This window comes from Commensalibacter sp. M0268 (genome assembly GCF_016101925.1).
Classification (GTDB): domain Bacteria; phylum Pseudomonadota; class Alphaproteobacteria; order Acetobacterales; family Acetobacteraceae; genus Commensalibacter; species Commensalibacter melissae.
Window position 1 is genome coordinate 464,526 of the sequence record NZ_JACFPQ010000002.1, and the last position, 11,472, is coordinate 475,997.

General features: G+C 36.8%; 9 protein-coding genes. 4 read left to right on the top strand and 5 right to left on the bottom strand.

Going from position 1 to position 11,472, the window contains the following annotated elements:
* Nucleotides 1-8 precede the first annotated feature (8 nt).
* Entirely contained in the window at nucleotides 9-1,832 is a 1,824-nt protein-coding gene (gene glmS / locus H3R28_RS05485; protein ID WP_198210009.1) for a glutamine--fructose-6-phosphate transaminase (isomerizing), read from the top strand.
* A 235-nt stretch (nucleotides 1,833-2,067) separates the two neighbouring features.
* Nucleotides 2,068-3,351 (top strand): aromatic amino acid transport family protein, encoded by a 1,284-nt coding sequence (locus H3R28_RS05490; protein ID WP_198210011.1) that lies wholly within the window; start codon nucleotides 2,068-2,070, stop codon nucleotides 3,349-3,351.
* Nucleotides 3,352-3,399: 48 nt separating this feature from the next.
* Here H3R28_RS05490 and H3R28_RS05495 read toward each other — a convergent pair whose 3' ends face one another.
* Nucleotides 3,400-4,809 carry a sugar porter family MFS transporter gene (locus H3R28_RS05495; RefSeq protein ID WP_198210013.1) on the bottom strand — a complete coding sequence of 470 codons (1,410 nt, stop codon included), beginning with the start codon at nucleotides 4,807-4,809 and terminating at the stop codon, nucleotides 3,400-3,402.
* Nucleotides 4,810-4,899: 90 nt separating this feature from the next.
* On the bottom strand, nucleotides 4,900-5,742 hold the full coding sequence (locus H3R28_RS05500) for an undecaprenyl-diphosphate phosphatase (RefSeq protein ID WP_198210015.1): 843 nt from the start codon (nucleotides 5,740-5,742) through the stop codon (nucleotides 4,900-4,902).
* 237 nt (nucleotides 5,743-5,979) lie between these two features.
* Here H3R28_RS05500 and H3R28_RS05505 point away from each other — a divergent pair, with 237 nt between their 5' ends.
* Nucleotides 5,980-6,441, top strand: a complete 462-nt coding sequence (locus H3R28_RS05505; protein WP_198210017.1) for an MlaD family protein — start codon at nucleotides 5,980-5,982, stop codon at nucleotides 6,439-6,441.
* A gap of 44 nt (nucleotides 6,442-6,485) precedes the next feature.
* On the opposite strand, the gene surE is transcribed toward H3R28_RS05505, so the two are convergent.
* The 3 genes from surE to H3R28_RS05520 form a co-directional block, all read right to left on the bottom strand.
* The gene (surE, locus tag H3R28_RS05510; protein WP_198210019.1) at nucleotides 6,486-7,250 is read right to left on the bottom strand and encodes a 5'/3'-nucleotidase SurE; all 765 of its coding nucleotides are present in this window, start codon (nucleotides 7,248-7,250) and stop codon (nucleotides 6,486-6,488) included.
* 102 nt (nucleotides 7,251-7,352) lie between these two features.
* Nucleotides 7,353-9,080 (bottom strand): ShlB/FhaC/HecB family hemolysin secretion/activation protein, encoded by a 1,728-nt coding sequence (locus H3R28_RS05515; protein WP_198210020.1) that lies wholly within the window; start codon nucleotides 9,078-9,080, stop codon nucleotides 7,353-7,355.
* 21 nt (nucleotides 9,081-9,101) lie between these two features.
* Nucleotides 9,102-9,719: an invasion associated locus B family protein gene (locus H3R28_RS05520; protein WP_155565402.1), complete on the bottom strand. Its 618-nt coding sequence runs from the start codon at nucleotides 9,717-9,719 to the stop codon at nucleotides 9,102-9,104.
* A gap of 313 nt (nucleotides 9,720-10,032) precedes the next feature.
* Between H3R28_RS05520 and H3R28_RS05525 the strand changes: the two genes are divergently transcribed.
* Nucleotides 10,033-11,472 (top strand): filamentous hemagglutinin N-terminal domain-containing protein (locus H3R28_RS05525; protein ID WP_198210021.1); only part of this gene is annotated, 1,440 nt, incomplete at its 3' end.

Genomic DNA, 11,472 nt, shown 5'->3' on the forward strand with positions numbered 1-11,472 from the left:
GGAAGTTTATGTGTGGGATTGTTGGAATACTAGGAAACCAATCTGTTACTCCTCTGATTATGGAAGCTTTGCGTCGTCTGGAATATCGGGGATATGATTCTGCAGGGATTGCAATATTGGATCATGGCCTGTTAAATCGTCGTAGAGCTCCTGGAAAACTTGATAATTTATCGAAATTACTTTTGTCTTCCCCAATAAGCGGCAATCTGGGCATTGGTCATACAAGATGGGCAACACATGGAGCCCCCACGGAAAACAACGCGCATCCTCACATGACGGATCGTGTGGCTGTTGTTCATAATGGAATTATTGAAAATCATGTTGCATTAAGAAAAGAGTTGACAGAGCTAGGACAAGTGTTCAAAAGTGAAACGGATAGTGAAACAATTGTGCAGCTTGTCGATTATTATCTGAAACAGGGATGTGCACCCCAAGAAGCTGCCTTCAAGGCTTTGAAAAGGCTTGAGGGAGCTTATGCCATTGCGATGATTTTTTCCTGTGATGATAATCTTATAATCGGGGCTAGACATGGTGCCCCACTGGTTGTCGGATATGGTGATCATGAAATGTTTGTGGGGTCTGACAGTCTGGCAATCGCACCTCTTACCACAAAAGTTGCCTATATGCCGGATGGCGTATGGACTGTTTTGACACGAGAAGGTGCTGAATTTTTTGATATGGAAGGTGGAAAAGTTGAATGTCCAATTCAAAAAACGGCGTTGATGTCAGGGGTTGTCGGTAAAAATGGTTACCGTCATTATATGGAGAAAGAACTTCATGAGCATCCAATTGTCATAGGGCAGACTTTAAGGCGGTTTGTCGATCCATCATCCCATAAAATAATATTGCCTCATATGCCATTCGATTTATCAACGTTGAAAAGGGGTATAATTACGGCATGTGGATCAGCATTTTATGCTGGTCTTATTGGACGTTATTGGTTGGAGGAATATGCCAGATTGCCCATTGATATAGATGTTGCAAGTGAAATGCGCTATCGCAATCCTCCTGTTGAAAGTCAAGGGATGGGATTGGTCATATCGCAATCAGGAGAAACGGCCGATACCTTGGCAGCCTTGAGAAATCTAAAAAATGAACATCAAAAAATAGTTTCTATTTTAAATAATGAATTCAGTACTATAGCCAGAGAAAGTGATGTTGTTCTCGGTACGGATGCTGGTGTGGAAATTGCTGTCGCCTCTACAAAAGCGTTTACAGCCCAATTGACAGTTTTGTCGTGTTTTACCCTTGTTATCGCTCGTGAGAAAAATAAGATTACCCCTGAAAATAAAAAAGTATGTTTGACTGCATTGATGGATCTCCCCAGTCGTGTTGCTGAAGTTTTGCAAATGAAAGATAAAATTCAGGAAATTGCCCATAAAATTGCCGATGCTCAAAGTGTGATTTATCTGGGAAGAGGGATAATGTATCCTGTTGCAATGGAGGGAGCATTAAAACTGAAAGAAATCTCGTATATTCATGCTGATGCCTATGCCGCAGGTGAAATGAAACATGGCCCGATTGCCCTGATTGATCAAACGGTTCCAGTCATTGCGGTTGTGCCTTCCGGTTTTTTATTTGAAAAAACACTTTCAAATTTACAGGAAGCAAAAGCAAGGGGTGGACATATTATTGCTTTCACTGATGCAAAGGGTGCAGAGGCATTGTCAACCATTGCAGAACAGATTATTGTTTTGCCTACAGTTCATGCTTTTGTAGCGCCAATCCTTTATACGGTACCCGTTCAGATGCTTGCTTATGAAGCTGCCATTTTAAAAGGCACGGATGTTGATCAACCCAGAAATCTTGCAAAATCCGTAACTGTTGAATAATTAAGATCAATAACAGATAGATTAAGTTATATGTTCCTTAAATTATTAAATATCATTTATTTTGGGAGCATATAAATACATATTTCTATACAAAATCACTGCGTAATCGTAACTGATATATTTTTCATATTTTCCAATTTTCCTGCGAGGGAGAGTTAAATAATATTTTTGAATTTTTTTTTAATCCGATTTATAAAGCGTTAATCATACTCAATCATAAAAAAGTAAAGCTTTAATGAAAAATAATCAAATTTTAGATAAAATGCCCAAATGGCGTTCAAGTGATACAGTTTGGATGTTGAGTCTTTATGGAACGGCGATCGGTGCAGGAGTACTTTTTTTACCGATTAACGCTGCGGCTGGTGGATTAATTCCTTTACTTTTATTGACTATTCTTGCCTTTCCAATGACATTTTATGCACATCAGGCTTTATGTAGGTTTGTATTGTCGGGATCCGAAAATGATTATGGTGATATTACCGTTGTCGTTGAAGAAAAATTTGGAAAAAAAATTGGGTATTTAATCACATTATTTTATTTTTTTGCAATATTTCCTATTTTATTGGTTTATGGTGTAAGTCTTGTTAATACTGTTCAAAATTTCATACAACATCAACTTGGATTAATACCACCGCCCAGAGCGTTGACTTCGTTTTTTTTAATCAGTTTTTTGATAATGATCGTTCAGTGTGGTGAAAATCTGATAGTCAAAATAATGTCGACCCTAGTCTATCCATTTGTTGCAATTTTAATATTGATTTCTTTATTTCTTATTCCACATTGGAACCTGAATCTTTTCAGGGATATAAGTTTATCTGGAGCATCACAGGAGGGGGGAAATGGAATGTTTCTAACATTATGGTTGACTATACCTGTTGCGGTTTTTGCATTTAATCACTCACCGATTATTTCTTCCCTAGCTGTTACCAAAAGCAAAGAGTATGGTAGATGGGTTGAACCAAAATGTTCACAAATTATTAAATATAGTAATTTAATGATGGTAATTACCGTATTATTTTTTGTATTTAGTTGTGCTTTATGTCTGAGCCCAGCCAATTTAATTGAAGCGAAAAAGGCAAATATCACCATTCTTTCCTATTTGGCTAATCACTTCCATACCCCATTTTTAAAATTTATAGCGCCAATCGTTGCTTTTGTAGCAATTTGCAAATCCTTTCTTGGCCATTATCTTGGGGCGAAGGAAGGATTTAATGGGGTTTTGGAAAAATCATTATATCATTTTTTTGGGAAAAACATTTCCTGTAAAACTTTGGATCGATGTGCGTTATTTTTTGTATATGTAGTTACATGGTTTGTTTCAAGCAATAATCCCAGTATTTTAGGTATTATTGAATCCATTGGTGGACCAGTTCTTGCTGTTATTTTATTTATTCTTCCTATGGTTGCCATTCACAAATTACCTGAATTGGCAAAATTTAAAGGAAAATCAAGCAATATTTTTATAACCATAATGGGATGTATAGCTATATCAGCCGTTATTTACCAATTTTTTATTTGAACGGATTTCATCAAAGCGATCTATTATAAAATGCTGATTATAAAAAATCTATCTGCCAATTTTTCTTAAGGGTTGACCTTCCATTAAATTTTCTTCGATTTGCTCCAGACTAATATTTGACGTTTCAGGTACAAATGCGAAAATGAAAACGATAAATATCAGATTTAGGCAGGCATATAACAAAATGGTATGTGAAGCACCGAATGTATTGATCAATGTCAAGAAAGTGAATCCCACCCAAAAATTTGCCAACCAATTTACCACTGTTGAAACAGCAATACCAAAATCACGTCCTTGCAAAGGTTGTATTTCGGAACATATCGTCCAGATTAAAGGCCCTGCAGACATGGCAAAACCGATAATAAACATTAATAGCATTGTAACACAGCAATATTGAAGATAAGAATTTGTTTGGATATTATTATCTAAAAGAAAACTGACAGACCCCAATCCAATCGCCATCATCGTAAAACCGATATACAATATTGGTTTTCGACCCGATTTATCACATATTCCGATGGCAAGAAAGGTTGCGAAAACATTTACCAGACCAACTAAGGCTGTAAACCATAACCGTGCATGACCGTGATATCCCATATTGGCAAATATGCGAGGGGCATAATACATAATAACGTTCATACCTGTAAATTGCTGTATAATCTGTAAACAAATACCCAATAGAACAGAACGTTTGAAATTCGAGTTATAGAGAAATAAATAAAATCCTTTTTGGGAATTTTCCAGTTGCATTTCAATATTTTTAATTTCTTTCTTTATTAGGGTATTATCATTATTTCTAATAGAGGATAAAACATTATAGGCTTCTTTTCTTCGACGATGCATTAATAACCATCGTGGGCTATTTGGTAAGATTAGAAGACCCAGTAAAAATATGGTTGCGGGAACGGCCAAAATTCCCAGCATCCATCGCCATGCTCCATAATATCCGAATATAGTGTCGGAAATGAATGCCATGAATATTCCTACCGTTATCATTAATTGATAGGTTGATATCATTGCACCCCTTTTTTCTTCCGGTGCAATTTCAGCCAGATACAATGGGGCAGTCATACTGGCGATACCGATTGCAAATCCTAGAACAAATCGCCACATGATGAGGTCAGAAACACTGTTGGATAAGGAACAACCTATCGAAGCGGCGATAAAAAAGGTTGCACTTACGATCAAACAGCGATTTCGTCCAAATTTGGCTGAGGCCCAACCGCATATTAAAGCACCAAAAGCGGCTCCAAACATCATGATACTAACTATTTTTTCAATATCATGGTCATTTGCTGAAAATTCAATTTTAATAAAATCATTTGCGCCAGCCATAACACCAATATCCAGGCCAAATAAAAGTCCAGCCAATGAAGCAAATAGATCAATTATAAAAAGGTTGTTAGGAGAAAAAAAATTCGTTTTGTTTTTTTTTAAGGAAAGATCCGAGGGTTTCATTTTTCCTCCCGAAAAATTTATTTGTTCCTTCTTTATTTAAAAACTTGTTTGACAATCATCACAATTCACATAAATGTGAATGTGATTTATTTAATACATCAATACAACAAAACCTATTATGCCTAATGCACAACAATAATATCCAAATGGTGTTAGAGCCCATTTCTCATTATTTTTGAAATATTTCATAAGAAATGCCGTACTTAGAAGTGCTGTAATACATCCGATGATTGTCGCAATACCCATATGTAAAATATTGTCAAAAGGAATTTGCTGTTTGTAGATTTTCCAGCTTTGATGAGCAGAAGCTGCCAAAATTACTGGAAGAGCCATTAGAAAGGAAAATCTTGCAGAATTTTCATGAGATAAATTTCGAATCAATCCAGACACAATGGTTGACCCCGAACGTGATATCCCAGGAAAGAAAGCCAGACATTGAAATAATCCAATAAATAAAGCATCTTTTACTTTTAAGTCAGCTATTGCAATCGTTTTGTCTACCGATATATTTTTTCTGAGTTTATCAACTATAAAAAGCATTATTCCGTTACATACCAAGAAAATTGACACTATATCGGGTGTCGAAAAAAGGTTTCTGATCAATTTTTCAAAAAAGGCACCGATGAATATTGCGGGTAAGGTGGCAACAATAAGAAGAGAAAAAATATAAAAACTTTGACGTTGTATTTCTTTTCCATCCTTACCTAATGCACCCTTGAAAAGGGCACTCCAATCTTTCCAGAAAAATATTAGAAGAGCGAAAGCGGTGCCGAAATGAAGCATTACCATAAATGGCAAAAATGTTGGATCTTGAGCGTGAATTTGCCATCCTAGCAGAGCGGGGAATAAAACGGCATGACCAAGACTGCTGACAGGAAAAAGCTCCGTTGCACCTTGTAGAATGGCAATAAAAATGGCCTGAAGAAAAGACATGAAGTAACCTTTTTTCGATATTATAAATCGTTTAATATATTTTATCAGGCATTTTAAAAAATTAAATCATATAGTTATTGATCAATACGTATTATTAGAAAATAATAATTCAGAGATTTAAGGAATCATGACAATTTCAAACATTGAAAATTAATAGTGTATTTTGACGTTTTATTTTATTTTTTAAAATTATATTATTTATTGATGTTAGGTTGGAATGATAAAGGGTAGATGTTAATGATTAAACAAAGAAATGTTAGTGCATATATGGCTAGCACTTTTGTTTTGATAATTGCTATCGGATTTTATGCATATTCTAGATTTATATTATTTGGAACCGGAGAGGATCGATATACTATCGAAGCTCAATTTTTTTCTTCAAATACGGTTAACCCTGGTGGAAAGGTTATTTTATCGGGTATTCCAGTTGGGGTTATAAAATCCATCAATCTTAATAAAAAGACATTCATGTCCGAAGTTAAAATAGATATTAACAAAAATATTCATTTGCCCACTGATAGTCAGTTTGTCATTTCATCAATCAGTATGACGGATGATGGCGTTATAATCATTAAACCAGGAAAAAACAGAGATTTTATCAAGGCTGGAAATAAAATCAGTAATACAATGCCTTATGTTAGTCTGGAACAGCAAATCAGTAATTATATTTTCGGAAATATGAGTGTCGCATCACAATAATAATGTATTGAATATTATTACTTGCAATGCGACGAATTTTGAATTTATTTCTTGAGTTGATTCAATAAATCAAAATCTGTTCTTTCATATGTCAGAGGAGTGATTGAAATTGATTTATTATTGATGGCTTGTGTTTCCGTTCCTATTTTATCTTCCTTGATTGGTCTGTCAAAATTAAGCCAGAAATATTTGTTTTGTCGTAAATCTTTTCTTTTAACTGGAACAATATTCTCAATATATCCCAATCCTTGTGTCGTGTATTCTATTGTATTCACTTCATCATATTGGCAATCGGGAAAATTGATGTTGATACACCCATTTTTTAAATTCTTTTTATGTTCTAAAATTTGTTCTATAATTTTTGCACCGAAATACTCCGCTGTATTCCATTGAACAGGATACCCATCTCTGAAATTCTGACTAAGAGCAATTGAAGGTATTCCCAATAAGGCACCTGTCATTGCTGCGCCAACAGTACCTGAAAATATGGTTTCAATACCAAGATTGCTTCCCCGATTCACGCCAGATAAAACCAGATCAGGACGTTGGGGTAAAATTTCTTGAATCCCCATTACAACACAATCACCCGGTGTACCGGATATTGCAAAATGATTATTTGATTTTTCCATTATGCGTAAAGGGTGATGAATACTTATAGATTGAGCAGTCCCGCTTTGATCTCGCTCTGGAGCAATAACCCAGATTGTCTTGGCAATTTTCGATGCTATGTTTTCCAGAATTTTTAAGCCAGGTGCATCAATGCCATCATCATTTGTTAAAAGAACATTATTTAATAGTTGAAAATTCATTTTTAATCCGATTATTATCTATTCAATTTGAATGAAATATTAACGGTAAAGGGTAAATTATTTTATGGGTAAAAACCATACCCATAAAATGAATAGATCAAATTACAGTCTGACACCGACATTGAAAAGTGCAATCCATCCTTCTGGAGGAAGACCTGCCGTTGTAAGCGCGTGTGTAAGAGAGGCGTTCCAGAATATATTGCCTGAGGATTTGCGAATACCGAAACCTGCACCGGCAAGGTTGCCTCCTTTTTCTGTTTTTGGCATATCGCTGTATGTAAATACACCCCGTGTCATTCCGACATCGAGAATACCGTAGAGTTCGGTATTTTTAATCAGGGCGTTGCAGAAGAATTGATATCCGCCACAATCCATATTTTTTGTGGGAATGAACCATGAGAGGTCATTACGCATGTAAATTCCTGCATTTCCGATCATGGTTTGTTGCATAAAACCTCTGACCGTATAGGGTCCGCCAATTTGCATTTGCTCATTCGCATATTGATTTTTAGTGCTATATTCCCCGTGGATGGAAGTATGCCACATAAAATTATCGATGATAGGTTGATATCCATCGATATCCAAACTTGGCTTTACATATTGCGTATGGGGATTATATCGACCTGAGTTATCGATCCAGGACTTTCCTCCCATTGCCCCCCCCAAACCGATTTTCATTCCGACACTGACATACCATGTTCCACCCCAAAGATGCATTGACTCACTGGCATTAAGATTCAGGAAGGAGAGTTTTGCACTTTGCGTGTTCATTTTGGAATGATTGAGATAACTGTCAAAGGATTTCAGCTCATAGGTAGCTTGTAATGTTGTAACACCGATTGAATTACGAGCGATAACTCTCGAGGCACCGATATGGAAATCTTTTTGGGTCGTATCGTATCGTCCTTGTCCTGGCCAGTTGAAATGTAGACGATAGAAATCGTCATAGCGATACCATCCTCCGAAGAATGTCCATGGTCCCAGAGGGATTGAGCCTTCAGCGGTAAAAAAGGAATTGTGTCCATCTCCCTGACGTGAATTGAGTGAATGATCATATTCTACAGTCCACATATCCAATAATCCGAAAAGATCTTCGGCAGTAACCATGGTTCGTCCGATAGTTCTTCCCGAATAGCTTTGTCCATTATTGTCAACTGTCAACTGACCATGAAGAATGCCTGGATCATGGGCATTGATTTTAACCATTGATGTGCCCGGCTTTTGACCAGGTGCAATTTTCATTGTGGCAGCCCAGTCAGGCAGACGGTTCATTTGATCCATTCCCTGTTCCAGATCCCGCAGGTTTAGAATTCCGCCCTTAACCCATGGAAAAGCCATGGTTTCATGGTTTTTTGCAGACACTCCCTCGAATTGGAAGTCTGAAATTTTTCCATCCACCACAACGATATGCAATTGACCTGACTTGAGATCTTGTTGAGGCAGATAGGCCCGAGTTGTTACAAATCCATGATCAATATAGGCCTTATTGAGCTTGTTTAGGACAGTATTCATATCATCAAGGGACATGCATTTGTTTTGCCATGGTCTGGTGATATGGTTGACTGGCAGTTGTGAGAGGTTTTGTGTATTAACGACGATGATGGAATTGATATGCACACATGCCTTACCATGCAATGCAGGGGCCTGATCCTGGTTTACCTGTACATTGCTGGAGGGTGGAGGTAGGGTCTCCATTAAATGTTGTCGTTCTTTATGTTGCAGATATTGTTGATATTGATTAAGATTTTGAGCAAATCCCTGTATGTTTATAAAAAAAATACAGGGAACGACGATTAAGAATAATCGTAGATATACAGCCTTAAAATTCATTTATCTTGTATCTGGATGGAATTACGGATTTTTCTTGTTAACCATCTCATCCATTGTTTTAAGAATGGAAGGAACATTATCAATATTAAAATTAATGGTTAATGTTGTTCCGTTGACGCGATGAATGACCAGATGGGCAAGTTTGTTTTTAGTCAATAGCTGTTGAAGGTCATTATCAATAACTTTGGTTGCGATACATCCGTTTGTCGTACAGGCAGCCCAAGGCAATTCGACAGGTTTTGCACGATCGAAAGTTAAATTGGCTGGACTTTGTAAAGAGAATCCAAGGGGAACAACCACTGTAAATTGAAAGGGTACAGGTTTTGACAAATCGTTACTTTGCTTAACTTTTTCCAACAAAAGAGAGGCGATAGGGCTTTGGCTGTTGTTAGGCCCTTTGGTTAATAGATTTTGTTGAGCGATACATCCCTGGGACACGGTTTTATTGTTCTGTTCCGCGGCGTTTGGATAGGCACAATGAATATCCCAACTGCCTATTCTTTGATTTACGGTAATGGGAGAAATTGCAGAACTATTTTTACTATCAGATGCTTGTTTACTTGTTCTTTCTGCAGCGAATCCATGAGTGGAATTTAACAAAGCGATTGTAAGAGCGCTTAATAAAAGCAATTTTTTCATAAAAAACCCTAACCTTAAAAATATTGACCACTATTCCCATAATTACTTATGGAAAATTGGTTTAAAAAAAAATAATAAACACTGTGTTATATTAAAAAAATAAAATTTTCATGGTTATAAAATTAAATAATACTAAAACTTATCAACGGTTTTCGATTATATATAAAATTATTCTTTTTAAAATACATTTTTAATAATTTTAAATAAAAAATTATTGTTGCTTCGATCTAAATTATATATATCATATCAAGCTTTGATTAATTCTTAGAATTTATTTTTAAATATTTATTTTAGTATTCCTATTAGGTACCCTATGTTTAAAACTAAATATAATCCCTTTTATATTTCTCGGATTTTGCTAATAAAACGTCTAAAATACACGATTGTGACGGGATTATTCTTGGGAGGGAACCTTTTTTCAACCTTTCCGATTTATGCCGGGCCCAGGCCCGCTTCTAATATAGTGGTTGATCCAACAGCCCCGGTAAATAAACGGCCATCTATTGATGTAACGAATAATGGAATTGATCAGATCAATATTGCACATCCCAATAATGCTGGTGTTTCACATAATCTTTTCAACCAGTATAACGTTAATGAATCGGGTCAGATTTTAAATAATTCCTCCACAATAACCAAGACAAAACTGGCTGGACAAATCACGGGCAATCCCAACCTGAATGATAATCATAACGCTAATTTGATTATTAATGAAGTGACTGGCCGTTCTCCAACCAGATTGCTTGGATATACTGAAATCGCTGGTAAACAGGCTGCCCTGGTTATTGCCAATCCCAGTGGAATCACTTGTGCGGGGTGTGGATTTGTCAATACAACAAGAACCTCTCTTGCAACAGGTAAGACCCAGTTTGATCAGGAAGGCCACCTGCAGTCTATCAATATAAATGATGGAGAAGTGGCATTTGAAGGAAAAGGCGGGAATTTTGCCGAAGTTCCCGTTTTGGATATTATCAGCCGCAAAGTTAGGATTGAAGGACCTGTAAATGGTCAGGATATTAAAATCACCGCAGGACGCAACATTTATGATTATGTAAATGGAACTGCAACGGCGCAAAAACCAGATAACAGTCAAAGACCAGAATTTGCTATTGATACATCTGTGTTGGGCGGGATGACGGGCAATCATATTCAAATGATGGTTAACGAAAAGGGAGCCGGAGTCCGTGTAGATGGCCGTATGGCATCTACGGCTGGCGACATGCAGCTGACTGCTGATGGAAAATTGCTTATTAATGGTGAAATGTCAGCCCGCAACAATTTACATGCCAAAATTGATATTGTTGAAAATACAGGGACGATAGGGGCCGATAAACAGCTCTCTTTGCAGGCGAATTCCTTGACAAATTCTGGAAAGATTATTGCCAATGGAAATGATAGGAATCAACTTTCAATCCGAGATAATCTAACAAATTCCGGATCGATTCTAAGTCAGGCAGAATTACAATTGACTGCGCAAAACATCAATAATACCCAATCAGGTATGATTAACTCCCAACAAAATCTTTTCCTGTCGGGCCATGATGTAGTGAATAATGGGCAAATGAATGCTGTGAATGGATCTTTACAGGGAAATTTTCAGGGGAATGTAACTAATCATGGCACCCTTGTTTCCAACAATATGGTAAATCTTTCTGCGGCTGGTCGTTTTGACAACAGTTCAGGCCAGATTGGCTCTCTGAACAAAGGGGATGTAACGGTTCGTGGCGGGGATATCAATAACCAGTCCGGCCTG

What these genes read in the sequence shown, in the direction of transcription:
- glmS (WP_198210009.1), top strand. Translation starts at nt 9, where the DNA reads ATGTGTGGGATTGTTGGAATACTAGGAAACCAATCTGTTACTCCTCTG.
- H3R28_RS05490 (WP_198210011.1), top strand. Translation starts at nt 2,068, where the DNA reads ATGAAAAATAATCAAATTTTAGATAAAATGCCCAAATGGCGTTCAAGT.
- H3R28_RS05495 (WP_198210013.1), bottom strand. Translation starts at nt 4,809, where the DNA reads ATGAAACCCTCGGATCTTTCCTTAAAAAAAAACAAAACGAATTTTTTT.
- H3R28_RS05500 (WP_198210015.1), bottom strand. Translation starts at nt 5,742, where the DNA reads ATGTCTTTTCTTCAGGCCATTTTTATTGCCATTCTACAAGGTGCAACG.
- H3R28_RS05505 (WP_198210017.1), top strand. Translation starts at nt 5,980, where the DNA reads ATGATTAAACAAAGAAATGTTAGTGCATATATGGCTAGCACTTTTGTT.
- surE (WP_198210019.1), bottom strand. Translation starts at nt 7,250, where the DNA reads ATGAATTTTCAACTATTAAATAATGTTCTTTTAACAAATGATGATGGC.
- H3R28_RS05515 (WP_198210020.1), bottom strand. Translation starts at nt 9,080, where the DNA reads ATGAATTTTAAGGCTGTATATCTACGATTATTCTTAATCGTCGTTCCC.
- H3R28_RS05520 (WP_155565402.1), bottom strand. Translation starts at nt 9,719, where the DNA reads ATGAAAAAATTGCTTTTATTAAGCGCTCTTACAATCGCTTTGTTAAAT.